The sequence below is a fragment of the Halomonas sp. TP35 genome (assembly GCF_052375975.1).
Lineage (GTDB): Bacteria > Pseudomonadota > Gammaproteobacteria > Pseudomonadales > Halomonadaceae > Vreelandella > Vreelandella citrativorans.
Genome location: NZ_JBQSUZ010000002.1, coordinates 271,331 through 295,286, shown reverse-complemented (window position 1 = coordinate 295,286; position 23,956 = coordinate 271,331). Strand labels below are relative to the sequence as shown.

At 53.2% G+C, this 23,956-nt stretch carries 25 protein-coding genes; 13 read left to right on the top strand and 12 right to left on the bottom strand.

Annotated features, from left to right (window positions below; genetic code table 11):
* Positions 1 to 25: 25 nt before the first annotated feature.
* From ACT3RU_RS04090 to ACT3RU_RS04070, 5 genes are all read right to left on the bottom strand, one after another.
* Positions 26 to 1,336: an arsenic transporter gene (locus ACT3RU_RS04090; RefSeq protein ID WP_192526426.1), complete on the bottom strand. Its 1,311-nt coding sequence runs from the start codon at positions 1,334 to 1,336 to the stop codon at positions 26 to 28.
* 14 nt (positions 1,337 to 1,350) lie between these two features.
* The gene (arsH, locus tag ACT3RU_RS04085) at positions 1,351 to 2,079 is read right to left on the bottom strand and encodes an arsenical resistance protein ArsH (protein WP_087105668.1); all 729 of its coding nucleotides are present in this window, start codon (positions 2,077 to 2,079) and stop codon (positions 1,351 to 1,353) included.
* A complete protein-coding gene (arsC, locus tag ACT3RU_RS04080) occupies positions 2,076 to 2,489 on the bottom strand; it encodes an arsenate reductase (glutaredoxin) (RefSeq protein WP_192526427.1) in 414 nt (137 codons plus the stop codon). The genes arsH and arsC overlap by 4 nt, the downstream gene beginning before the upstream one ends.
* 5 nt (positions 2,490 to 2,494) lie before the next feature.
* Positions 2,495 to 2,845 carry an ArsR/SmtB family transcription factor gene (locus ACT3RU_RS04075; protein WP_087105666.1) on the bottom strand — a complete coding sequence of 117 codons (351 nt, stop codon included), beginning with the start codon at positions 2,843 to 2,845 and terminating at the stop codon, positions 2,495 to 2,497.
* 86 nt (positions 2,846 to 2,931) lie between these two features.
* Entirely contained in the window at positions 2,932 to 3,885 is a 954-nt protein-coding gene (locus ACT3RU_RS04070) for a GlxA family transcriptional regulator (RefSeq protein ID WP_087105665.1), read from the bottom strand.
* 144 nt (positions 3,886 to 4,029) lie between these two features.
* On the opposite strand from ACT3RU_RS04070, the gene ACT3RU_RS04065 reads away from it, so the two are divergent.
* Both ACT3RU_RS04065 and ACT3RU_RS04060 read left to right on the top strand, forming a co-directional pair.
* Complete coding sequence (locus tag ACT3RU_RS04065; protein ID WP_192526428.1) at positions 4,030 to 4,908, top strand: MBL fold metallo-hydrolase; 879 nt, start codon at positions 4,030 to 4,032, stop codon at positions 4,906 to 4,908.
* A gap of 80 nt (positions 4,909 to 4,988) precedes the next feature.
* Positions 4,989 to 5,534 carry a cysteine hydrolase family protein gene (locus ACT3RU_RS04060; RefSeq protein WP_192526429.1) on the top strand — a complete coding sequence of 182 codons (546 nt, stop codon included), beginning with the start codon at positions 4,989 to 4,991 and terminating at the stop codon, positions 5,532 to 5,534.
* Between the two features lie 141 nt (positions 5,535 to 5,675).
* Here the strand turns inward: ACT3RU_RS04060 and ACT3RU_RS04055 are convergent, their stop codons facing one another.
* Both ACT3RU_RS04055 and ACT3RU_RS04050 read right to left on the bottom strand, forming a co-directional pair.
* Entirely contained in the window at positions 5,676 to 7,781 is a 2,106-nt protein-coding gene (locus ACT3RU_RS04055; protein WP_225733648.1) for a protein-disulfide reductase DsbD family protein, read from the bottom strand.
* A 79-nt stretch (positions 7,782 to 7,860) separates the two neighbouring features.
* Positions 7,861 to 8,949 carry a TlpA family protein disulfide reductase gene (locus tag ACT3RU_RS04050; RefSeq protein ID WP_192526430.1) on the bottom strand — a complete coding sequence of 363 codons (1,089 nt, stop codon included), beginning with the start codon at positions 8,947 to 8,949 and terminating at the stop codon, positions 7,861 to 7,863.
* Positions 8,950 to 9,112: 163 nt separating this feature from the next.
* Between ACT3RU_RS04050 and pdxR the strand changes: the two genes are divergently transcribed.
* The 3 genes from pdxR (at position 9,113) to map (ending at position 11,605) form a co-directional block, all read left to right on the top strand.
* Positions 9,113 to 10,516: a MocR-like pyridoxine biosynthesis transcription factor PdxR gene (gene pdxR / locus ACT3RU_RS04045; protein ID WP_192526431.1), complete on the top strand. Its 1,404-nt coding sequence runs from the start codon at positions 9,113 to 9,115 to the stop codon at positions 10,514 to 10,516.
* A gap of 116 nt (positions 10,517 to 10,632) precedes the next feature.
* Positions 10,633 to 10,839: a ParD-like family protein gene (locus ACT3RU_RS04040; RefSeq protein ID WP_172116454.1), complete on the top strand. Its 207-nt coding sequence runs from the start codon at positions 10,633 to 10,635 to the stop codon at positions 10,837 to 10,839.
* The gene (gene map / locus ACT3RU_RS04035) at positions 10,832 to 11,605 is read left to right on the top strand and encodes a type I methionyl aminopeptidase (RefSeq protein ID WP_172116455.1); all 774 of its coding nucleotides are present in this window, start codon (positions 10,832 to 10,834) and stop codon (positions 11,603 to 11,605) included. The genes ACT3RU_RS04040 and map overlap by 8 nt, the downstream gene beginning before the upstream one ends.
* Before the next feature lie 154 nt (positions 11,606 to 11,759).
* Here map and ACT3RU_RS04030 read toward each other — a convergent pair whose 3' ends face one another.
* The 4 genes from ACT3RU_RS04030 to ACT3RU_RS04015 all read right to left on the bottom strand — a co-directional run bounded on the left by ACT3RU_RS04030 (position 11,760) and on the right by ACT3RU_RS04015 (position 16,106).
* The gene (locus ACT3RU_RS04030) at positions 11,760 to 12,521 is read right to left on the bottom strand and encodes an alpha/beta hydrolase (protein WP_192526432.1); all 762 of its coding nucleotides are present in this window, start codon (positions 12,519 to 12,521) and stop codon (positions 11,760 to 11,762) included.
* Between the two features lie 12 nt (positions 12,522 to 12,533).
* Positions 12,534 to 13,763 (bottom strand): kynureninase, encoded by a 1,230-nt coding sequence (gene kynU / locus ACT3RU_RS04025; protein ID WP_483392505.1) that lies wholly within the window; start codon positions 13,761 to 13,763, stop codon positions 12,534 to 12,536.
* Positions 13,764 to 13,832: 69 nt separating this feature from the next.
* A complete protein-coding gene (gene kynA, locus ACT3RU_RS04020) occupies positions 13,833 to 14,669 on the bottom strand; it encodes a tryptophan 2,3-dioxygenase (RefSeq protein ID WP_192526434.1) in 837 nt (278 codons plus the stop codon).
* A 3-nt stretch (positions 14,670 to 14,672) separates the two neighbouring features.
* Positions 14,673 to 16,106, bottom strand: a complete 1,434-nt coding sequence (locus ACT3RU_RS04015) for a M20 family metallopeptidase (RefSeq protein ID WP_192526435.1) — start codon at positions 16,104 to 16,106, stop codon at positions 14,673 to 14,675.
* A gap of 184 nt (positions 16,107 to 16,290) precedes the next feature.
* On the opposite strand from ACT3RU_RS04015, the gene ACT3RU_RS04010 reads away from it, so the two are divergent.
* Complete coding sequence (locus ACT3RU_RS04010; protein WP_483392504.1) at positions 16,291 to 17,193, top strand: LysR family transcriptional regulator; 903 nt, start codon at positions 16,291 to 16,293, stop codon at positions 17,191 to 17,193.
* An 88-nt stretch (positions 17,194 to 17,281) separates the two neighbouring features.
* On the opposite strand, the gene ACT3RU_RS04005 is transcribed toward ACT3RU_RS04010, so the two are convergent.
* Entirely contained in the window at positions 17,282 to 18,715 is a 1,434-nt protein-coding gene (locus tag ACT3RU_RS04005) for a YfcC family protein (protein WP_225733649.1), read from the bottom strand.
* Positions 18,716 to 19,363: 648 nt separating this feature from the next.
* On the opposite strand from ACT3RU_RS04005, the gene ACT3RU_RS04000 reads away from it, so the two are divergent.
* The 7 genes from ACT3RU_RS04000 (at position 19,364) to ACT3RU_RS03970 (ending at position 23,886) form a co-directional block, all read left to right on the top strand.
* Positions 19,364 to 19,786, top strand: coding sequence for a GFA family protein (locus tag ACT3RU_RS04000; RefSeq protein WP_172116461.1), 423 nt, complete (start codon positions 19,364 to 19,366; stop codon positions 19,784 to 19,786).
* 63 nt (positions 19,787 to 19,849) lie between these two features.
* Entirely contained in the window at positions 19,850 to 20,263 is a 414-nt protein-coding gene (locus ACT3RU_RS03995) for a DUF2784 domain-containing protein (protein WP_192526437.1), read from the top strand.
* The gene (locus ACT3RU_RS03990) at positions 20,256 to 21,575 is read left to right on the top strand and encodes a S8 family serine peptidase (RefSeq protein WP_192526438.1); all 1,320 of its coding nucleotides are present in this window, start codon (positions 20,256 to 20,258) and stop codon (positions 21,573 to 21,575) included. Before ACT3RU_RS03995 ends, ACT3RU_RS03990 begins: the two co-directional genes overlap by 8 nt.
* Positions 21,576 to 21,588: 13 nt before the next feature.
* Positions 21,589 to 21,828 carry a hypothetical protein gene (locus ACT3RU_RS03985; protein WP_192526439.1) on the top strand — a complete coding sequence of 80 codons (240 nt, stop codon included), beginning with the start codon at positions 21,589 to 21,591 and terminating at the stop codon, positions 21,826 to 21,828.
* A 103-nt stretch (positions 21,829 to 21,931) separates the two neighbouring features.
* Positions 21,932 to 22,417, top strand: coding sequence for a VOC family protein (locus ACT3RU_RS03980; protein ID WP_087105648.1), 486 nt, complete (start codon positions 21,932 to 21,934; stop codon positions 22,415 to 22,417).
* Between the two features lie 50 nt (positions 22,418 to 22,467).
* The gene (locus tag ACT3RU_RS03975; RefSeq protein WP_087105647.1) at positions 22,468 to 22,986 is read left to right on the top strand and encodes an MgtC/SapB family protein; all 519 of its coding nucleotides are present in this window, start codon (positions 22,468 to 22,470) and stop codon (positions 22,984 to 22,986) included.
* 180 nt (positions 22,987 to 23,166) lie between these two features.
* Positions 23,167 to 23,886, top strand: coding sequence for a ZIP family metal transporter (locus ACT3RU_RS03970; protein ID WP_192526440.1), 720 nt, complete (start codon positions 23,167 to 23,169; stop codon positions 23,884 to 23,886).
* Positions 23,887 to 23,956: the final 70 nt, after the last annotated feature.

Here is a 23,956-nt window from a genome sequence, read left to right as displayed (position 1 = left end):
CATCCAACCTAAATCCCTATTCAGCTCACCCCGCAGACAACACCGGCAACCAAAACGCCAAAGCAACCAGTGTCGCCAATAGCACCGGCGGCGTTATCAGCAACCCGATTTTCATATACTGGCCCCAGCCAATTTTGTATCCCTTGCCCGCTAGCACGTGTAGCCAGAGCAGGGTGGCGAGACTGCCAATCGGGGTGAACTTGGGTCCTAGGTCATTGCCAATCACGTTGGCGTAGACCATCAGCTCCTGAGTGACTGCAGGCACGTTTGCCTGGTCGATTGCCAGCGCGCCGACCAGTGTCGAGGGCATATTGTTCATTATTGAGGCCACGATGGCCGATAGAAAGCCGGTGCCCAGCGTGGCGATAAAGTTACCTTGTTGTGCCAGCCATTCAAGCGCCATCGCGCCATAATTCGTCAGTCCTGCATTACCCAGCCCGTAAACGACGAGATACATGCCGATTGAGAACAGCACTATCTGCCAAGGGGCGCCGCGTAGCGCATCCGATACGGAGACGATGGCACCGCGGCCTGCTTGCCACCAGCGTCCGGCAATTGCCATTAGCAGCACGGCGGCTGTTCCCGTTACAAAGGCGATGGGAATGCCCAGCGGGGCAGTCACGAAGTAGGCGATCAGAAGTGTCGCCAGCAACGGAAACGCCACTCGAAAGATGAGCGGGTCCTTTATAGCCGAGCGCGGTGGGTCGAGGTTTTCGACGGCGTAGTATTTGGGAATGCGGCGGCCAAAGGCTATCCACAGCACGGCCAGCGTGGCCGTTATTGACACCAGGTTCACCGGCACCATGACTGCCGCATAGCGATCAAAGCCAATATCAAAGTAGTTGGCACTGACGATATTAACGAGGTTAGAGATCACCAGGGGCAGGCTTGCGGTATCGGCGATAAACCCCGTCGCAATAATGAAGGCCAGCGCCGCAGGCGGCTCAAACTTCAGGCGCAGCAGAATAGCGATAACGATGGGCGTCAGCAGTAGGGCGGCGCCATCGTTAGCGAAGAAGGCGGCAATGACCGCGCCGAGTAACACGACCAGCGGGAAAAGCAGATGCCCGCGTCCGTTGCCCCAGCGCGCCACGTGCAGCGCGGCCCAGGCGAAGAATCCCGCTTCGTCTAAAATCAGGGAAATGATAATCAGGGCAACGAACGTAAAGGTGGCATCCCAGACGATATCCCACACCACAACGATATCAGCCAAATGCACCACGCCCATGAGCAGTGCCACTAAAGCGCCGCCCAGCGCGCTCCACCCGATACCCAAACCTTTAGGCTGCCAGATCACCAGAACCAGGGTGACGACAAAAATGGCCAGTGCCAACATGAAAGGACCTTACGTCAGTGAGTGTTTTGGTTAACGCGGCGAGAGAGTTCTTCAGCACTTTCGACACGCTCTGAATAGCGATCGGTAAGGTAGGCGGACCTGTCCCGCGTCAACCAGGTGAATTTCACCAGTTCTTCGCATACATCGACGAGACGCATATAGAGAGGTGAGGGCTTCATGCGTCCGGCATCGTCAAATTCGGTGAACGCTTTAGGCACAGAGGATTGGTTAGGGATGGTGATCATGCGCATCCAACGCCCGAGGATTCGCATCTGGTTAACGGCGTTAAAGCTTTGGCTGCCGCCAGACACTTCCATCACCGCCAGCGTTTTACCCTGAGTAGGGCGAACACCGCCCAGCGATAGCGGTATCCAGTCGATTTGCGTTTTCATAATGCCCGTCATCGCACCATGCCGTTCGGGGCTGACCCAGAGCATGCCTTCGGACCACTGGGCAAGGTCGCGCAGCTCTTTTACCTTCGGGTGATCGGCCTCTGAATCATCTGGCAGCGGTAAGCCAGAAGGGTTAAAGGTACGTACTTCACAGCCGTACCAGCGCAGCAACCTCGCCGCTTCTTCGGACGCCAAGCGTGAAAAAGAGCGTTCGCGCAGAGAGCCGTAAAGCACCAGAATCCTGGGGGAATGACGCGGCGCATCGGGCCCCGTCAATACGTCCACGTCAATCGGCTGGAGCTTTTGGAGATCAATGTTGGGCAGGTCGTTGAAACTGATAGGTTCGTTCATTGGTGACTGCCCTTAAGGTGCACTACATCACCATCTTCTTTGGTAAACATCGTTACTGGGTTGGCCAATAACTCGAGTACACGCTCTGAAGGGCGGCACAGGCGTGCGCCTTTTTCTGTTACCACAATGGGGCGATTGATCAGGATGGGGTGCGCGATCATGGCGTCTATCAGTTGATCATCGCTTAATGCTGGATCATCGAGATTGAGCTCTTCAAAGGGCGTGCCCTTGCGGCGCAGTAACTCTCTTGGGGTAATCGCCATCATCGAGATCAGTTCGACCAGCCGCTCGCGACTTGGTGGTGTTTTTAGATATTCTATGACGTACGGTGTCTCACCGGATGCTTCGATGATCGCTAACGTATTGCGTGATGTGCCGCAGGCGGGGTTGTGATACATAGTCGTTTTCAAAAGAGTTATTCCTTCTCTGTATTGAGAGAACAGTCAGTGAAGGCCGTCAAAAGCGGCTCACAAACCTCGGGGTGGCCTGCACAGCAATCGCGAATCAAAAAGCTTAGGGTTTGTTGCATATGGCCGAGATTAGCGCGATAGATAATGGAACGGCTCTGCCGGCGAGAGTTGACCCATCCTGCCCGTGAAAGCACTGAAAGGTGCGCCGACATCGTGTTATGTGGCACCGATAACTGACGTGCAATTTCCCCCGCAGGAAGACCTTCGGGCTCATGGCGTACCAGAAGCCGAAAGGCTTCGAGACGCGTTTCCTGAGAAAGGGCACTAAAACTGGCCGTGACGTTTTTAATTTCCATATGTCCAGTATTGTAGACATATTGGGAAATAGCAACCAAATTAGCTTGTGTGCATTGCTTGGAATGTTAGATGTAAGCGTTGATCGTCAGGCGTTGCCGCCGAAGGTTTTGCGCCAATCGCGTGGGCTAACTTGATGGCGCTGCCGGAAATGTTGGCGGAAAGACGTCGCCGTGTGAAAGCCCGCCTTTTCTGCAATCGCTTCTACCGACAACGAGGTGGTTTCCAAAAGCTCGCGTCCACGCCGCAACCGCTCGCTCACCAGCCACGCCACGACGGTCATGCCGGTGGCTTTGTGGAAATTTCGCGTAAAGGTACGTCGGCTCATGGCGGTGCGCTCAGCAAGCTCGTCGATAGTATGCGATGCCGATAAGTTTTCTCGCAGGTAGTCGAGCAGGCGATTGATATGCGCATCTTGAGTTGAGGCGGCAACAGGTTGCTCTATGAACTGCGCTTGCCCACCTTCCCGGTGGGGCGGAACGATCATGGCACGGGCCACCTTGTTGGCAACCTGCGCGCCATAGTATTCGCGTACCAGGAATAAGCAGCAATCCAGACCAGCAGCGGTACCGGCCGACGTCACTAGACGGTCTTCCTCCACATAGAGCGCATTGGTGTCTAGCTTAACGTTGGGAAAGCGGCCACTAAAATCTTGCTCGGCCATCCAGTGGGTCGACGCCCGTCTGCCATCCAACAGCCCGGCGTAAGCCAGCGCATAGGTGCCGTAACACAGCCCCACGACGTGAGCGCCACGCTCATGACAGCGGACGAGCGCCTCACACAACTCTGGCGGCGGTGCTTCATTCAGGTCGTGCCATCCAGGCACTATCGCAATATCCATGTTATCCAACAGTTCTAAACCGCCATCGGGCTTCACCGTCATCGCCCGTTCGCCTTCGATGGAATTTCCCCCAGGTGCCACAATGGAAAGATTGAACAGCGTGCGATCAGACAACGCTATACCAAACACCATATAGGGCACGGAGAAGTGGAAGGGGCTGAAGTGTGGGTGAAGGATTAGGCCGACATTGGGTAGAGACAAAGCGCGACTCCTGCTATGCGTTTTATAAACAGTAGCATCATGGCCCAAAAGTTTCGATAAATGTCTTTCAGGCCAATTCTTTTGTTGATTGAGCCTCTCTAAACTACTTGCCATCACCCGTAACGAATTTAAGGAAGTACACAGATGCTCATCAAGACCCTCGCTAGTTCTCTCGCCATCGCCACGGTTCTTATCGCCCATAGCGCATCCGCGGACTCGCTCTCACAGGAGGCAACGCAGCAGGTACAGCAGATTCGCAATGCGACGGTGAAAATCACCTATGGGGGTACCACTTTCCTGATTGATCCTATGCTGGCCGAACAGGGTGCCTATGCGGGCTTTGAAGATACCTACCGTAGCGAGTTGCGTAATCCGCTGGTTGGGTTACCAATGCCGGTGGAAGATGTGATCGGCGATATAGACGCCGTCATCGTCACTCACACGCACCTCGACCACTGGGATGCCGCCGCGCAAGCGCAATTGCCGAAGGGCATTCCCTTATTCGCTCAGAATGCAGCCGATGCCGAGCTGATTCGCTCTCAGGGATTCAGCGATGTGCGCATCCTTGAGGACAGCGCCGAGTTCGGCGGCGTACAGCTTCACAAGACGGGCGGCCAGCATGGCTCCGATGCTCTCTATGCTGTTCCTGAGCTGGCGCAATCGCTAGGTGACATCATGGGTGTCGTCTTTGAAGCTCCGGGGCAGAAAACGACGTATTTAGTCGGCGATAGCGTATGGCGCGATGAGGTCGAGCAGGCAATGGAGCGCTACAACCCAGAGATGATCGTGCTGAATACCGGTGCTGCCGAGGTAGACGGTTTCGAAGGTGATCCCATCATTATGGGTAAGGAAGATACGCTGCGTACCCACCAGAAAGCCCCGAATGCCACCATCATCGCGGTGCATATGGATGCCGTAAATCATATGACGCTAAGCCGTGACGAACTGGCCGATTACGTGCAGCAAGAGGGAATTCAGGAACACGTACTTATTCCCACTGATGGCGAAGTCATTTCCTTCTAATCCCAAGGGCCGCTTCTTTATATAGCGGCCTGCTTCTTCTTGCCAGCTTATTGGCAAACGCTACTAAAAGGATTGATAGTATGAATAATCGCGCAATCATCGTCGTCGATATCCAGAATGAATATTTCCCCGGCGGTAAGCTGTTGCTGAACGGTATTGAAGAGGCTGCCACGAATGCAGCTAACGTCATTGAACATGCCCGGTCGGAAAACGATCTTGTCGTCTATTTTCAGCATGAATCTGCCGATCCAGACATCCCTTTCTTCACCCCCGGCACGCAAGGGGTAGCCATCCACCCCATGGTCGCGCCGTTGGGCGAGGAAACGGTACTAGTGAAGCATTTTCCTAACTCGTTTCGTGAGACCGGTTTGCAAGAGCTGTTGGACCAGCAAAATATTGAGGAGGTCGTCATTATTGGCGCAATGAGCCACATGTGTATTGATGCCACCAGCCGTGCAGCGTCGGATTTGGGTTACAAGACAACGATTATCCACGATGCCTGCGCCACGCTGGATCTTGAATTCGATGGCGTGACGGTGCCAGCGCCTCAGGTTCACGCAACGATAATGGCAGCCTTGGCATTCGCTTACGGTACGGTCACTACAACAAAACAGTATATTGGCTAATGCCATCGCTCTATGTGGCCGCCTCATCGCCGCCTTCGAAGCCTCTTGTATCCAAGGCATTACAACAAGGCTTGGAAGACGCCACGGCGGCCTTACGCACGGTTCTCCTGCTAACTGTTCAGCACCTGTTAACCGTGCGGGTTAACCAGACTTGCCCGCTAACGTCGATAACACATTTGGCGCAAGAATCTGTGAAAGGACTTCAGGCTCGTTTTGGTCTGGCGTGTACCACAAGTAGAGAGGTACCCCTGAGCGGCCGTGTTGTTCCAAAAAAGCGGTGATGGCTGGGTCACCATTGGTCCAGTCACCTTTCATAGTGATCACATCCGCCTGCTCAAATGCTTGTTGCGTGCTGGCTATATCAATGGCTCGCTGTTCGTTCATATGGCAAGTGACGCACCAGTCTGCGGAAAAGTAGACGAAGATGGTTTGCTCCTGTTGCCGAAGTTCGGCCAAGCGGTCCGCGTCAAAGTCGAGTGTGCGTGTGGCGGGTGAATTTGCGGCTGCATTAATGGGCGCCTCGTGCCCCGCAAAAGAGCCCGGAACGAGGATGCTTCCCGTCAGCGCGAGTACGGCCGCGAGTGCTGCCGGTACCCAGACCAAGCGCTTGCCATTGCGTTGGCGCAGGCCGGTGAACCAAAGTCCTATCGCCAGTAGTAAGATCAGAGCGAGGCTTGCAATCATGCCGTTATTGCTGAGCTGGCGGCCAAGCACCCAAGCTAACGCTAAAGCGGTTAGGAACATTGGGATGGCCATGATATGCCGAAAGGTTGCAAGCCAAGGGCCCGGCCGAGGAAGGCGGCGACGAAGTATCGGTATGAAACCAAGCAGCAAAAACGGTAAGGCAATGCCCAAGCCCAAGCCCACGAAAACCGTCAGTGCGGCAACCGTAGGGAGTACCAAGGCAGCGCCAAGCGCTGTGGCCATAAATGGGCCGGAGCAAGGTGTTGCGACAAAGGCGGCAAGTACGCCCGTCCAGAAAGCGCCGGCCATGCCATCCTGGCTAGCCAGTTTGGAGCCAGCATTGATGGAGCCTAGTTCAAAAAGGCCTGCCAGGTTAAAGCCAATCGCGGCAGTCAACAGCGTAAGCACCACAATGACCCGTGGGTCTTGCAACTGGAATGCCCAGCCAACGTGAGTACCGGCTGCGCGCAGAGCAATAATCGTTGCGCCCAGGATCAAGCAAACGAGGACCACACCGGCGGTATAGGCTAGCGCCTCACGCCGGGCTTCGCGTTGACCACCGGACAGGCGTGCAAGGCTAAGGACCTTAAGGCTGAGAATAGGGAAAACGCAGGGCATGATATTGAGCAGAACGCCGCCAAGGATGGCACCGAGAAATGCGGTCAGTAGTAATGTAGAACTACTTTGTACGCCAGCTGTGCTTGCGTTTGGCGTTGGCGCACCATCACTACGGCTAACCAATGCTAAACCGGTTCCATTGCCCAGTGACAGAAGTGCTTCGAACTCGTCAGGTGGATTGTCTGTCTGCCAGTATTTTGCCAACTGGGTTTCAATAATCAATGTGTCGCCTTCACGACTAAAAACCTGCTCAGACGCGGGATCAACCACGTTGTCGGTGGCAACAAACAAGTGTGGATCGTTTAGTTCCACGCTGGTGGGCAAGGGGATGCTTAAACGCAGCTGGTTATCGTCGGTCGTCACAAAGCTGGCTTGCGAACCGAGAGGCCTGGGAAGCTCGCGTCGCCATTCATCGAGGCGTGCTTTGCGCTCAGGCGTAATGTGGCCATCGCCTGCGACCAGCGTAGTGGCAAGCGATGCTTCCTCTGGAATGCAGGCATCAGCGCGACAAGCCAGATAGTTGAAATCAACGCTAATCGGTAGTGAGGTCCCTGCGGGCACAGAGGCATCAATTTCAATGGGCAGCAATAGTGCATAAGGGTGCTCGTAGACATGATTCATCAGATCGCCAGTCATTAGCGTCTGCGGTACTGGGTAAGCGGCATCGCCTACGCTGACACCTTCCGGCAATTGCCAATTGAACTGCGGTGGTAGGCCAATGCTACCCGGCTGCTTCCAATACCCATGCCAACCTGATTGCGGCTCCATGAAAACGGCTAACGTGCTGGAGGTGCCAGGTGCCGGTTGATCTGTTTCCGCTATCAGAGTGCTCTTAATCAGTACTTCGCCCGAGATGCCGGGAAATTCCTGTGCAGCGCCGATCTGGGGAGTCAGCATTAACACCAGGCAGAAAAGGACAAAATAGCGATAAAGGAACGTGGGCATTGGCTATCAGCCCACATGACGCGGGCTGCTCCAGTGAAAAAAGGGGGCCGCGCCATGGCTTGCGCGGAGTGGCTTACGCTTATTGGCTGAGGCGCTCGACAGCTTCGCCTAATGCGGTGTCTTGTGGTCCAAGCTTGTCGGTTATCTTGCCGTCAGCATCAATTAACACAACGGTGGGTATCTGCTGAACGCCGAATGCACGGTGTATATCGCCCTCGGCGTCAAGCAACACCGGTATCGCCGTCTCGGTGGTATCAAGATAACTTTCGACATCGGACTCTTGAGTCCAGAGGCCAGAAATAATGCCTACCCACTGTACGCTTTGGTCTTCGCTCAGCTGGTTGACGGTTTCGCGTACGCGGCGGCAGGCGGTGGAGGTTTCTGGCTGGCTCTCGGCAAGATAAGGCTCACACCACGTGGCAAAAAACACCACACCCAGTGGCTTGTCTGTCGTCTTCCGAGTCAGGTCGATGGTCGTGCCGTCACGTGTGGTGACATCCAGGTGAGTCACCGTATCGCCTACCGTTAAAGCGTTGGCGTCGATATCCTTGACGGCGGCTCCTTCGGTCGCTGCTGAGTCGGGATCAGCGGGTTCAAGCACGGCCTGTAGCGCCTGTTCCAGGGCTTGATCGTCACGATGACCAATGTGAGTGATGTGGCCACTGCGATCAATCAGAACGTGCTGCGGGGTAACGCGTAGATTCAGCGCTTCGGCTAGCGTGCCGTCATCTACCGTGATGGGCATGGTCAGGCCCATTTCCTCGCGATAGACACGTGCGGACTCTTCGGTGTCAGCGTAGCCGGTGTTCACGGCGATGACTTGGATATCATCACCATGCGCTTCTTGAAATGCCTGGAACCCGGGCATCTGCTGGCGGCAGGGCACGCACCAGGTTGCCCAGAACTTTATATACACGGGTTTTTCGCCATATAGCGCGCCTAGATCAATAGTCTCACCATCCAGCGTGGTAATGCTCAGCTCGGGGCCTGGCTGGCCAATTAAGGATTCGCCAGCCGCTTTGGCACGCTGTTCACCATCGGCATCTTGATCATAAGCTTGATCGGCGTCTTGTTGCTCAGTGGTCTCGGTGGCGTGTGCCGGACCGAAGCAGCCGACCAACATGGCGAGCAGTATCGCCGCTGAAAGTTTCGTGTTTGCTATACGCATTGATTTCATCCTTTTGGCAAATCGTTCTGAGATAACACAAAGAGCTGACTCAAGAACTAGCACAAAGATTTAGAACAATAAAGTAGGATAGGTAGTGATTGTGAAAGACTCTATGGTCTAAAAAAAGCACCAAGTCTGATAGATTTCTATGTACCATGGAGTGATGAGTAAACTTCGTTTTTCACTTAATCGCCAAGGCGAGCAATCTTTGTCAGAGCAGGTGCGCTCCAGCATTGCTGATGCCATTCGACAAGGGCATTTATATGAGGGCGCACGGCTGCCTTCATGGCGTGATCTTGCCACGCAACTGGGCGTTTCGCGAGGCACTATTAAAACGGCTTATGATCGGCTGAGCGATGATCATTTAGTCATCTCAAAAGGGGCCGCCGGCACCTTTGTTAGCTCCGTGCTACCCGCGGCACCAAAAGTGGTAGCTGAGGCCTCTCGGCTGCCACTGCCTGATCTCTATCAGGATCTGGAAAGCTCGCCCAAGCTTTTTCAAGTGGGGGTGCCTGCGCAAGATGGCTTTCCCTTTAAGCAGTGGTCGCGCATCATGCTGCGCGGTTCACGACAGGCGGTAGCCGAGTCATTGCGTTACCCTGACCCACGCGGAGAGCAGATACTACGCAAGGAAATTGCTGCCTATTTGGCCGTGGCTCGCGGGCTCCTTTGTTCTGCAGACCAGATCATCATCACCAATGGATATGCGGGTGCGCTGGGCTTGGCATTGCACTTGTTGCGCCCGGGTTCACAGCGGGTGTGGGTTGAAGACCCTTGTTATCCACTCAATAGGCACGCTTTGTCTCTGGCAGGCTTTACCTCGGTTCCTGTTCCGGTAGATGACCAGGGGATTTGTGTGGAGCAAGGGATAGCGCTTGCTGCGGATGCCCGGTTGGCGATTGTGACGCCAAGCCAACAAGCACCGTTGGGTATGCAGCTGTCGCTGGCTCGCCGCCAAGCGTTATTAGCATGGGCTCAAGAAAACGATAGCTGGGTCATCGAAGATGATTATTTAAGTGAGCTGCAGTTAAGCGGCCAGGCAGCGCCCGCACTGGCCTCGCTGGACCATGACGAAAGAGTGATTCACGTGGGTACTTTCAGTAAAACCATCAGCCCACGATTGCGGCTCGGTTTCATGGTGGTACCTGCGAGGTTGTCGGAGCGCGCGGGAGATACGGCAGCCGCATTGTCACCCGCGTCTGCACTGCCTAGCCAGCTAGCCGTTGCGGAGTTTTTGCGCGACGGGCATTACTTGCGCCATATTCGGCGTATGAAGCGTTTGTATATACAGCGCCGGAATGCGCTGCTTGCACTCATGGATAGCACGGTTTCAGTCAATCATATGGCGGGCTTGTCGCTGTTGCTCCCCTTGGCTGATGACACTGACGATGTCGGCATTGCCGAAGCAGCGGCGGCCTTTAACCTTGCCCCGGCGCCGCTGTCTCCCTGGTATGCCACGCAAACCAATGCGCGAAAAGGATTGCTCTTGGGCGTCACTAATCTATCGAGCCCTGCGCTTGAAGAAGGCTATCCGCCGTTGGCCGCGCTTGTCGCTCGTCATCGCTAATAGTGTATCTGCAACTGAAAAATCACTCCTATAGAACGTCGGCTTAACCAGGTCGCTTGCTGGGTATTCTTATTCTAATATATGCTTTATATACGTTTCATATATCAAGGCATTCCATGGGTATCGTAAAAATCAACGACCAGCTACACGAAGATATTCGTAAAGCCAGCTCGGTCATGGTGCGTTCGATCAACGCACAGGCGGAGTATTGGATTAAGGTGGGTATGCTGGCAGAGGCTAATCCAGACATGACCTTCACCGACATTATGCGCGAGCAGATGCAACAGGCAGACATTGAAGTAAGGCAGGTGATCGGTGGATAACGTACCGCTGAAAAGTGCAGAAGAGTTGACGCTGATGCGCGAAGCAGGACGCTTGCTGGCTCAGGTGTTTGGTTATCTTGATACGTTAATCGAGCCGGGTGTCACCACCATGCAGATCAACGACTGGGCCGAGCGTTATATCGTAGATGAGCTAAAGGCTCGCCCGGCCAGCAAAGGGCAATACGATTATCAATATGTGCTGAATGCGTCTGTGAACCAGGTGGTGTGTCATGGCGTTCCCTCCGAGACACTCACGCTAAAATCAGGCGATATCGTTAACATTGATATCACGCTTGAGAAGAACGGCTATATTGCCGATTCAAGCAAGATGTACATGTTGGGTGAGGTAAAGCCTATTGCCAAGCGCCTGGTCGATAAAACCTATGAGGCGCTGTGGAAGGGCATCCACGCGGTTAAACCGGGGGCAACACTGGGTGATGTAGGCCATGCGATCCAGCGGCATGCGGAACAGAACGGCTATTCGGTGGTGCGTGAATATTGCGGCCACGGCATCGGCCAGGAAATGCATGAAGAGCCTGAAGTCGTGCACTACGGAAAGCCAGGGCACGGCGTGGTATTGAAAGAGGGCATGGTATTCACCATCGAACCCATGATTAACCAAGGCAAAGCCAAGGTAAAAATCAAAAAAGATGGCTGGACAGTCGTGACCAGCGACAAGTCCTTATCCGCGCAGTGGGAGCATACGGTGGCAGTGACGGCCGAGGGTGTTGAGGTGCTAACGCTGCGCGATGAAGAGCGTGTTTAATCTTTAACCAGTTAGGCGATGCAAGGTGACCTATGACAAGTCATCTGAAAACTAGCCGGGCGGACGTGAAACAGGCTTTTGAGAGACAGTGGTATTAAAATTCCATGCCGTCGCTAGAAAGTAACGGCGTGGTTATTGTGAGCTCGGCTAGCGCTTACAAATACTCCAGCACATCAAAGTGATCGCACCCCGGCAGCTCAATTAGCTCTGCTTGAACGTTGGCTGCGCGTAGCAGCGCTATAAAATTGTGTCCCTGCTGATGAAACGCGGGTGGGTCGTTTTCGGCAATCACAACCTGGCAGGCGGGGAGTGCGGTCAGCTCGCCAAACTGAGGGCTAAGTGCCCGTGCCTGTGCTTTGGTCAGTTTTAGGGGGGCGTTAACGTAGGTTTCTACCAGCGGCGTAAGGTCATAAACACCGCTGACCAGCACCAGCTTATCAATAGGAACCCTGCCGCTAACGGCTACCCAGTAAGCCAGTTGGGCGCCCGCACTATGGCCTCCCAGTGTGATGGACCACACACCGCCGCTTTCTTCCAGCGCGTGGTAGGCCGCTTCTAGCCCCTGAATGCACTGAGTCATCATGTTTTCAATGGTGTGGGTTGGGGCTAAGCCATAGCCAATTGAGGCGAAGGCCATTCCCCGTGCCAGATAGCGCTCGGCCAGAAAATCCGTGGCAGTGTGGTCAAGCTCCTGCCAGTAGCCACCGTGAATGAATACCATCAAAGGCCACGGGCCTTCTCCCTGCGGAATAAACAGGTTAAGGCACGCCGCCGGGTGGTCGCCATAGGCGACCGTTATCGGTGGGTGGCGGCCCCTTAGCGTGCGTCCGGCATCTGCCTGACGTGTAAGAGTGGATTCAAACTCTGACGCAAAATGGCTCGGTGAGTAGGCCAGATCCGGCGTTAGCTCTGTCATGCGTGCTCTCTATCAGGTAACGGCGCTAAGCACGTGAAATTCAGGATTTTGATACTCACCGCTTTCGACCACCTCGCGGAAGTGCTGCGCGGCCTGCCACACATCTTCGTAGCTTAAATAGAGTGGGGTGAAGCCGAAGCGCATTAAGCCCGGCTCCCGATAATCACCAATTACACCACGCGCAATCAGCGCTTGCACAATGGCATAGCCGTTCTGGGCATCTATCAACGATACCTGGCTGCCACGCTGGTCGACTGCCGGAGTAATATCTTCGATGCCGTGGGACTCAAAAATATCTGCCAGGCACTCGCGGAACAGATTGCTCATGGCCAGGCTTTTATCGCGCACGACCTGCATATCGACCTCAGCCCAGATGGCTAAAGACGCTTCAAGGGCTGCGTAAATAATCGCTGAGTGTGTGCCGGTACGAAAACGCGAGATGTCATCGGCGGGTGCGTAGTCGGCCTGAAAGGCGAAAGGTGAGGTATGGCCATGCCAGCCAGAGAGCGGTTGCCACGTGCTGTCCAGGTGGTCGCGGTGCACGTAAAGAAAAGCGGGCGCACCAGGGCCGCCATTCAGGTATTTATAGGTACAACCTACGGCATAGCGTGCGCCCACACCGTTAAGTTCGACAGGCAATGCGCCAGCAGAGTGGGCTAAATCCCAAATGACCTCGGCACCATGTTCATGAACCAGTTGAGTAGTGGCTGCCATGTCGCGCAGTTTGCCCGTGCGATAGTTGACCTGACTAAGCACCACCACGGCCACGCCTTCCAGGTGCGCGGCCAGGTCGTCACCTTCGGGCATAAAGCGATGTTCACAGCCGCTAACCCGGCAGTAGCCTTGGGCAATGTAGCCGTCAGTGGGGAAGTTGCCGCCTTCACTGAGTACCGTGCGGCAATCATCCTGGCGCTTGTCGAGGATATAGCCCAACAGTTTGAAAATATTGAGCGTGATGTTGTCCGTGACCACCACTTCACCGTGCTGAGCACCAATCACCGGGGCGAGCAGGTTTCCCAGGCGTTCGGGCGCATCAAACCAGCCCTGGTTCCAGCCTTTTATCAGCTGGGTACGCCACTGCTCCATAGAGTCATCAACCGCTTGCTTGGCCGCGACCGGTTGCGCACCAAGCGAGTTGCCATCCAGGTAGAGAACACCTTCTGGCAGGGAAAAGTGGCGTTTGAAATCTGCCAGTGGGTCTTGGCGGTCCAGTTCACGAACGGTATCCAGGCTCACGCGCATATCGGTACTCCAGCAAAAAATGTCGTCACACAGGTGAAAAGTGGGGTAAGGCTTATTGGGCGCTTGCCGTTAAATAGATGTCCTTACGCTCCAAAGTTCCGGGAAGAACTGCAGGTCGAGTGCCTTGACCAGGTAGCTCACGCCCGATGAACCTCCGGTGCCACGTCGGTAGCCAATAATGCGCTCCACTGTTTTCATGTGGTTAAAGCGCCAGCGCTGGAAGTTAAACTCGACATCCACCAGCTTTTCGGCCAGTTCGTATAGATCCCAGTACTTTTCGCTGTTGCGATAGATCTCCATCCACACCGCTTCGACGTCGCTACTCGCGGTGTAGGGAATGCTCCAGTCACGATGGGTGATGTTTTCTGGAATATCAAAACCCCGGCGGGCCAGTAGCTGCAGCGAGACATCGTAAAGGCTGGGCGAATTAAGCGCATGCTGGAGTTTTTGGTAGTGCTTGGGCTTTGAGCGGTGTGCTTCAATCAATTTGGCGTTCTTGTTGCCCAGCAAAAACTCAATTTCCCGGTATTGATAGGACTGAAAGCCCGAGCTTTGCCCAAGGCTGTCACGAAAGCTCAAGTAATCGGCTGGCGTCATCGTTACCAGCACTTCCCAGGCGTTGATGAGCTGTTCCTGGATGCGAGAGACGCGTGAGAGCATTTTGAACGCAGGGCTTAGGTTGTCATCGGCAATATGCCTAGCCGCTGAGTGGGCTTCGTGCAAGCAGAGCTTAATCCATAGCTCCGACACCTGATGAATCATGATAAAGAGTAGTTCATCGTGCTCGTCAGAGGCCGGGTTCTGGCAAGCCAGCAAGGGCTCAAGGTCAAGGTATTGGCCGTAGCTGATATCCTGGTCCCAGTGGATGGCTTCGTTATCAACGCTGTTCTTTTTTGGAGTTTCCATCACTTAATATGCCTCTGCCGCGTCATGAGTGGTTAGCGCTTGTGCTTGAGGTTCGCCTAAATCCCAGAAGATCCCGGCGGCTAGTTTTAGCCCTTGCTCGACAATGGTTTCCAGCAAGTGTTCATCGGGGGCGTGCTGATTGCATGACGGATAGGAGTGGGGCAGCCAAACGGTGGGTAGATTAAGCACGTCTGAAAAGCAGTGATTGGGAATCGTGCCGCCCAGGTTGGGTAAAATATAGGTCGCTTCGTCCAGGCTGTTCTCGGTCGACTGAGCAACAAAATTCACCCAAGGGTGATTGGGGTCCAACCGAGTAGCCGCGTAGCCGCCTAGAAACGTCAGTTGGATATCGTTAAAGCCGTGGGTGTCCAGGTGCTGGCGCAGGTTACTCTCCACCGCTTGCCAGTCGGTGCCTTTTACAAAACGCAGCTGTAATACCGCTTCCGCGTGCTCTGGAATCGCGCCTACGGGTTTGTCGGTTCTACCCGCACTCAACCCAAGAATTTCAAACGTGTTGGCCCCGTATAAACGCTCGCCATCCGCTAGGGTTTCTTCGCCCCACGCTGGGTTAATCGTGGGGTCGGAGGCACCGCCGCCTACCGGCAAGTCGCGCACTAACCGGGAGACGTCTTCTGTCATCGTCGGTGCCTTGAGAAAGTCGGCCAGAATTTTGCCGCTCGGGGAAAGTAGCGTGGCGAGCGCATTACACAGCACCACCGCCGGGTTGGTAATAACACCTCCCCAGTTGCCGGAATGGCGGCCACCATTGCCGGTGTTAAGCGACAACTTGAGTTGAACAACGCCGCGAGAGCCCAGGAAAAGGGTGGGCATGTCGTGGCGGATTCTGGGGCCATCAGAGGCCAGAAAAAGGTCGGATTGAAGCGCTTTCTGATAGGCAGTGCAGGTCTCTTCCAATCCCGGTGAGCCTATCTCCTCGCTCATTTCAAACAGCATTTTTACGTTGTAGCCTAACCGACCCTTACGAGCGTTAATCACAGCTTCCAGCGCGGTTAAATTGACGCTGTGCTGGCCCTTGTTGTCGGCGGTGCCGCGGCCATAAACTCGGCCTTCTTTAAAGGTTAGCGCCCAGGGGGCAATACCGTTCGCCCATTGGTCTTCCTGGCCATCGGTAACGTCACCATGGCCATAAAGCAGCAGCGTAGAGTAGGCGGAGTCTTCAATGCGCTCCCCAATCAGCAGGGGAGGAAAGCCGGGTTTCGGGTTCTCGATAATCTGGCAGGTGAAGCCCAGCCTTGAAAGCAGCGGGCCAATCTCTTGTTCAAGGTATGTGTTTAGCGTATCGGCACAGGCGGGGTCCTGGCTGACCGTGCGCATGGCAATACGTCTTGCCAGCGCCTTATAAAAGTTTCCGTTTGAAAGCTCATCACTCGCTAGCTGAATCGCCTGTTCTCGTTTTGAACGCTGCGGTGTTGTCATGGTGTGCCTTTTTATCATTGGGCTTTTAGTGGTCGTTGAGGTGAGCCTAGCCCTTGCTCTTGTTTGCAACAATCATTAAGATTTCAAAGTACCTTTCTAACTATTAGAAATCATCGGTAGATGTTTGAATCGCTGCCGATAGCGCTATTCACCTGCTAACAGGCAGGTCATCAATGAGGCCGTTATGCAGGAACTCCACTTGCGCTACTTTCAAAGCGTTGCGAAAACGGGCTCGCTATCCGCTGCCGCTGAAGAGCTGCACGTCGCTGTTTCAGCGGTTAGCCGCCAAATCACCAACCTTGAGCAGCGCCTGGATATCAAGCTGTTCAACCGCCAGCCGCGAGGTATGCAGTTAACCGAAGCAGGCAAACTGCTGAACGCCTATGCACTGCGTAACCAGTTAGAAGTTAATAGCGTTATCGATGAGATGCAGGATGTAATGACGCGCCAACGCCAAACCATTGTGGTGGCTTGCCCTGATGGCATGGCATGGCACTTTCTTCCCAGCGTTATTTCGCGCTTTATTACTCAGCATCCTGATATTCGGTTTGATCTTCAGATGGTCGATTCAGCGCGTGCTTCTGAGCTGGTAAAAGAAGGAAGTGCCGATATCGCCTTAACCTTTAGCCTCTCGCCGGATATTGGCGTAAAGGTGGTTTCAAGCCATAACGCCGCGATTAGTGCCCTTATGTCGAGTGAGCACCCATTGGCGGTTAATGACGTTTTGTATGTAAAGGATTTATGCGACTACCCGCTTACCATGTCGCTTAACGGCTCGACAATGCGCTATCTGTTTGATGTCGCCTGTAGCTTGTCCGGTGTTAAGGTATTCCCAAGTTTCTCCTGCGATTCACTTGGTGCTACCTATACCATGGTCAGCGAGCATCCCAATATGATCGGGTTGTGTAGTGCCGTGGCGGTAAGCGGTAAAATGCACAAGGATAGGCTGGTTTTAAAGCCGCTACACGAGCCCCAGCTTTCTCAGCGAAGCCTTCAGGTACAGGTGATGGCTGAACGCTACCTGCCTGCTCATATCGAGGCGTTTTTAGTTGTTCTGGAAGAGAAGCTGACGGCCGTTGTCTGTTGAACGCATGCCTGTTAGACGTTAAGCCACCCATTATAGGTGGCTTGGAAGCGAACGTTAAAAAGCTTAAACAATCCTATTAAAACCCTGCTTAAAACGGACCGTAGTTAATCGCGACGGCAACCCCGACAAACGCGCCGCCGATGACAATCCAAATCAATACCAGTGGTAGCACGAATTTGAACCACTCCACGTAAGAAACGCGGGCGATCGCCAGGCACGCCATCAAGGTGCCAGAAAGCGGAGTAATAATATTGGTAACTGCATCGCCCAGCTTGAAGGTGATGAAGGTCGCTTGGCGGGTGACTTCTAGCATATCGCCAATGGGAACCATAATTGGCATCACGATAGCGGCCTGGCCGGTACCCGAAGTAATCAATCCGTTAAATACCAGGTTAAAGACGTATAAAAGCTCCATGGCGACAATTTTTCCATGGCCATCCAAAGAGCTTGCGACGCTATGCACGAGGGTGTCGATGAGCTGTGCTTGTCTAAGCAGTACGATGACAGCAGCGGCTACACCCACCACTAATGCACCGTACATGACTTCGCTAGCGCCATTCATCAGGCGTTTTACAAAATCATTGGGGGACATTCTGCCGATCAGCGCCGTGGCGATTCCCACCATTAAAAACGTGGCAGAGAGTTCAGTGATTCCCCATCCGAAGTTAAAACCGCCGTACAGGAAAAACACAAAAGAAGCGGCAAATATCAGCAGTACCAACTTATGGGCGAAGGTAAATGGCGGCAGGGCGCCTGGCTCGTGTGTGGCTTCGGTGTTATCAAAGGCGTCTGCACCCATCACGCTATGGGCCGGGTTCTGCTTGATACGTTTGGCATAGCGGCAGATGTACGCCGTGGTTACGGCCAAAAAGACAATAAAAATAACGCCCCGGTAAATAAACCCGGAAAACAGCGGTAGCTCGGCAATGGTTTGCCCGGCAACGGTAACGGTAGGGTCAAAAACGCCTGCACCGAAGCCAGCATAGGAGCCTAAAAAGATAATGGCTACGCCTACAATGGGGTCAAGCTTCATTGAGCGGGCAAGAAACAGTCCGATAGGTATAAAGGCAATGGCCAGGTTGGCACCTACCCCAACCGATGCAAGCGTTGAGAACGTAGCGCAAAAGATAAAAATAAGGACGTTTCGACGGCCATTGGCCTTACTGATGAGTTGGTGAATGCCTGCGCTGATGGCCCCTGTTGACTCAATCACCTTAAGCACGCCGCCGACCATCATGATTAAAAAGATCAGCGGAGCCGCCGCCACGAGGCCTTTTTGAATAGCGGTGAACAGGTCCATAACGTTCAGGGGCGCTGCAGTAATGTACTGAAAGCTATCGGTGGCGACCTGCGTCAGGCCATTGTTGGTGGTTCTTTCGTAGCTTCCTGCGGGGATTATATAAGAGGCGAGCAGTACCAGTACCATAAAGCTAAACAGGATGATGAACACATCCGGCATAGGGCGTTTTTTCTTCATTGTTTGTGCCTTTTCTGGCGCGCCTTTACTCAGCTTCGTTGTCATATTCGTCTTCGCGGTCAGAGTGTTATCGTTTTATTGGTGGCGCTGCTCTAGGCAGTATGTGCGACTCAAACGCTCAACGACAAGCGATACGGGTAGTTATCACTGTCGTATTTTTTAAACCGTGTACATGGCCGAGGGGGTAGGTGGGCCGAAGCGGTTTAGTGTGAGGCGTAGCATCAGGTGGTGGTGTTTTTTCTCACCTTGACGCGTGAGCCCTACGTACTTCCAGGTAATGGCTTAGAAGGTCCATAGTGCTTGGCTCGCACGTGGTGAAAGGGCCACCTTTAGTGTTGTTTAAAATCAACCTACCAAGGAAGCCCATGGCTAACAATTGTGAATTTATCAAATGTGTTTTCTATTTTAGGCAAGCACTCTTGGCAGCCAGAAGGAAGTATCCGAGCAACCCAATAAAGCCGCTAAATGGTCGGTTCAAAATGCCCGCTCAACGATGTTTTATACTGCCGTAGATAACAGGTCTGCAGGGCATATCGCGCAATTTTACGCGTTAACAGCGCATTAACAGCGCATAGCCAAGCGGCCTGCTACTGTCTATATAGAACCTGCTACTGTCTATATAGAAAAGGTGGGGTTTAGAGTTCGCTCTATTAAGCATGTATAGACGGCGTTACGCATCTAACGGAGGATCATATGCAATCCAACATTGAGCATCGGGGTAGCTGTCTCTGCGGTGAAGTGCAGCTTTTAACTCATTTAGACAGTCACCATGTAGCGGTTTGCCACTGTAGTCTCTGCAGAAAGTGGGGTGGAGGGCCGCTGTTTGCGGTTGAGTCCAAAAACGAGGTGGATTTCCAGGGGACTGAGCATATTGCTATCTTCAGTTCCTCAGAGTGGGCCGAGCGCGGTTTTTGCAAGCAGTGTGGGACGCATCTGTTTTATCGGTTAAAAGAGGGCGGGCACTATGCTATCCCAGTGGGGCTTCTGGAGGATAACGACCAGTGGCAGCTTGAGGAGCAGATATTTATTGAGCAAAAACCAGCGTTTTACTCGTTTTCTCAAGCTACCAGAGATTTAACCGGCGAGGAGGTTTTTGCTCAGCATACTGGCAATTAAGAGGTTTCGTGGCCACCGCAAACACTGGCTACCTCCTCTGCCTATGCTTCACTTGGGAGAGATATGGCTCCTTCACTACTTCTGCTCATGGCTGATGCGATATTAGTCGCTCATGTGCTGTTTGTTGTCTTTGTCGTCTTCGGGTTGCTGGCTATTTATGCCGGTTATTTTTTAAGGTGGCGATGGGTGCGAAATAAGAGATTTCGTATTTTGCATTTGTCCGCTATTGGGTATGTAGTGGTGCAGTCCTGGTTGGGCGCGGTTTGCCCGCTTACTACGTGGGAAATGGCCTTGAGAGCAGAGGCTGGTACAGCAACCTATACGGGGTCCTTCATTCAGTACTGGTTGCAAAGCCTGCTTTACTACACGGCGCCGGAGTGGGTATTTGTGCTGCTTTATACGGTTTTTGGTAGCCTGGTGTTGTGCAGTTGGTTTTTAGTGCGGCCAAACAAACAGAAAGGAAGCGATGATGGCTAATAAATCTAAAAGCAACGGAAGCGAAAGCAATCCCTCTGGCAAGAGTGAATCATTAGCCACAATTTCGTGCGGGGCTGAACAGCTGCTTGTGGCTGCTCTCGAACGAGGCGTTAATTGTCTTGAAACCGGGCGTTTTCTTATCAGTTATCGTGAAGGGCGAATGGAAGAGGGCATTAAGTCTCTCAAGGCTCAAAAGTTTCGAGTGGCCGACGCGCGTGACTTTGCTGACCAAGCCGTCAGTTTGGAAGACGCTGGCGATGCGGAGGTTGTGGTGTTCCCAGAGCTTGGGGTTGCGCTTGTTGGCAGTGACGCTTTACAGCTACATGGGATGAGCCTCAATGACCCTATTTCAGCCGATAGCCCAATAGAAATTATTGAGCCTGAGTATTTTGCCTTTTCCGAAAATTCAGAGTATCTGCGAGGTTTTTTGCGGGCCGCGAGTACGATTGCTCGCGATCTTGGCGCTGATGTTGATCTGGATGAAGCCCAAGACAAGCTTGAACCAGGCAAGCCAGAAACGACCTGGGGATTGATTCAATGCAACGTTTTGCAAAGCCGGTGGAGTGGGGCTGGCATTAAAGTGGCCGTGCTGGATACCGGGATGGACCTTGGCCATCCTGACTTTGTAGGTAGAGAGTTTATTACCCGCTCATTCGTAGGAGAGCCGGTTCAAGATATCAATGGCCACGGAACGCACTGTATCGGCACGGCCTGCGGCCCCAGGGTGCCTTTCGAGAACGCTCCGCGCTACGGTATTGCATCCGATTCACAGGTGTTCGTTGGAAAGGTGCTCACCAACTCGGGTAGCAGTACAGGGGCGGGAGTGCTTGCGGGCATGAATTGGGCGATCGCTAATCGATGTGACGTCATTTCGATGTCGCTGGGCAGTCAAAGTCCTGTGCAAGCCGCCTACACCCACGCGGGTGCCGCGGCTCTGCGTAAAGGGTGTCTGATTATTGCTGCCGCAGGAAACTCTTCTGCTCATACGGGAGCGCCTGCCAACTCACCTACTATCATGTCGGTTGCATCTATTGATGCCAACTTAAAGCCTTCGAGCTTTTCTAACGCAGGCAAAATCGAAATTGCTGCGCCTGGCGGCGACATTTTTTCGTCCTGGCCCCGGCCGGTACACCATAAAACGATTAGCGGAACCAGTATGGCGACGCCCCACGTTGCAGGCTGCGCCGCCCTTTGGGCTGAGTCAGATGCCTCGCTGCGCGGTATGAAGCTTTGGGAACGCCTGCTGGATTCTGCAAAGCCTTTACCATCCTCCGGTTCCCGTGTTGGGGCCGGGTTGGTACAGGCACCTTAGATGAGGATGGTCGATGCCGACAATAGCGCTTTGGATAATCACGATTTCTGAAGATCAATCGATCAATGAAATAGCTTCGCGCCTTAGTGATGAAGGACTCACGATCAGAGATGTATTTGAGGAGATTGGGTGCATCACCGGGGCGGCAGATGACGTTACCGTTGAGCGGCTTAAAAAGGTCAACGGAGTGGTGGATATTGCCCCTGATATGCAGCTCGATATAGGCCCGCCAGGTGTTGATAAGACTTGGTGATTCCTCAGCAACCACCTTGGAAGGAGCTGTTAAAGGAGACTGGGTGCGCCGCATTAAAATGTCATACCATTATTGGCTGTTTCGTTTTCACTGGAGAAGTGTCATGGCAACACCCGCAAAGAATACGGTTTGTCTTTGGTTCGATGGTAGCGCAGAAGAAGCCGCGCGCTTTTATGCAGATACCTTTCCTGATTCGTTTGTTAGTGCCGTTCACCGTGCGCCGGGAGACTTTCCATCCGGTAAGGAAGGGGATGTGTTGACCGTTGAGTTTACCGTGCTGGGCATTCCATGCCTGGGGCTTAACGTTGGGCCTGAGTTTACGCATAGCGAAGCGTTTTCTTTTCAGGTCTCAACCAGTGATCAGGCCGAAACGGATCGCTATTGGAACGCGATAGTGGGTAATGGCGGGCAAGAAAGCGCATGTGGTTGGTGTAAAGATAAATGGGGCGTGTCTTGGCAGGTAACGCCTGTGGTGCTGATTGAAGCGATCACTGCCTCGGACCCTGCTGCTGCTAAGCGCGCGTTTGCAGCGATGATGCAGATGAAAAAAATCGATATCGCCACCATTGAGGCAGCACGTAACGGTTGAATTAGATAAAAGATGTTTACCCATCGCGCGTTAACGACAGGGCTGAGGCAATGGAGTCAGTTAGCACTATTATTATTTCTGAATTTTCTGATTTTAATGACTTAAGTGAATTTATCATTGTAGTGACTCGATTGCTGATGGCTGCTTTTCTCGGCGGCCTCTTGGGGCTTGAGCGTGAACAGAGCGGTAAGCCAGCTGGAATACGTACCCACATGCTTGTGTGCATGGGGGCGGCGTTATTTATATTAATTCCGCAGCAAGCAGGCATTTCAGATGCAGAGATGAGCCGAGTCATTCAAGGTGTTATTAGCGGCATTGGTTTTTTATGTGCTGGAAGTATTATCACCCGTAAGAATGATCTATTTGCTACCGGGCTTACCACGGCGGCTGGCATTTGGTTTACAGCGGCTATAGGTGTCGCCGTTGGTCTTGGGCGTGAGCAAACGGCCGTTTTGTGTACCGTGCTGGCCTGGACAGTGCTGTATGTGGTGCCTTTCTTCTCACGCGCAAGAACCAAGAAAAAGCCTGTATGCTCAGGATCGAAAGAAGATGACTCTGGTAATAAATAAGCGTGAGACGTTACCCGTTAATTTGCGGCATTCATGGCTTTATGGGCCTTCATAAGCTGAACAAACGCAGGGGGCGAAAAGACACGGCTCGGTCCTCTGAAAACGCTTAGGAGGCAGCGAGAAATGCCGGACAAACCGGTGAACCAACGATGGTTGAAAAAGAGGCTAATCTGACATTTTATGGCTGAAATTATCACTATCCTTCTTTTATCATTAATGGCAGGTGCCGCAATGCCCATCGGGGCATTATTAGCTAAGTTTGACTTGGTTCATCCCTCCCTGTTAGGGGATTCCTGGCGACATTTCATTATTGCTTTTGGCGGTGGAGCGCTAATGTCAGCGGTCGCTCTGGTACTGGTACCTGAAGGTGCTAGTAAGTTACCGCTTGTACCGGCCGCCTTGTGTTTTGCTGCTGGTGGGGTATGTTTTTACTTCCTTGATGCCTACTTAAAAAAACTCAATAGCTCGGTAGGCCAACTGGTGGCAATGTTATCTGATTTTATCCCTGAAGCGATTGCCTTGGGTGCCGCCTTTGCAGTAGGCGAAGGCACAGGGTTGCTGCTTGCACTATTAATGATTTTACAAAATCTGCCCGAGGGGTTTAATGCTTACGAAGAGCTGAGCAGTAATGCTCAACTATCTTCCAAGAAAATCATACTGGCATTTAGCGGTTTGGCATTAGTGGGGCCTATTTCAGCAGCAACCGGCTATTACGTATTGGCACAGTACGATGTGTTAATGGGAGCATTAATGCTATTTGCTAGTGCAGGAATTTTGTATCTTGTTTTTCAGGATATTGCCCCCGGGTCCAAACTCGAACACCAGGGAATGCCGGCGATCGGTGCTGTCGCTGGGTTTCTGCTTGGGTTGATGGGTAACATGGTGCTTCTTGCCTCCTGATGGCAAATAACTGCAAGCAGCGCAATGTTATGACCATGCGGTTTAATGACGAAGAATATGAGTCTACGCC